This is a genomic window from Bacillus sp. AC266 (assembly GCF_979253805.1).
Map to the genome: position 1 here is coordinate 1 of NZ_CEEDEC010000032.1, position 419 is coordinate 419.

The following is a 419-nucleotide window of genomic DNA, read 5'->3' on the forward strand; positions in this document are numbered from 1 at the left end:
AATGTAGGGAATATAGTGTCGCCGCAAGTGAAGAAAGAAAATGTAGGGAATATAGTGTCGCCGCAAGTGAAGAAAGAGAATGTAGGGAATATAGTGTCGCCGCAAGTGAAGAAAGAAAATGTAGGAAGCATAGTCTCACCAAACGTATCAAAAGAAAGTGTTATTATCCCGCAAGTAATACCGCCTAATATTCAAGTGCCGAATATAATGCCAATAATGGATAACAATCAACCACCAAATATAATGCCAATAATGGATAACAATCAACCACCAAATATAATGCCGATAATGGATAACAACCAACCACCAAATATAATGCCAATAATGGATAACAATCAACCACCAAATATGATGCCGATAATGGATAACAACCAAATGCCAAATATGATGCCGATAATGGATAACAACCAAATGCCAAA

1 pseudogene is annotated in these 419 nt (G+C 36.8%); it reads left to right on the forward strand.

What is annotated here, in order from left to right:
• Nucleotides 1-419 (forward strand): annotated as a pseudogene (locus tag AC0IXC_RS29125) (peptigoglycan-binding protein LysM); the annotation flags it as partial.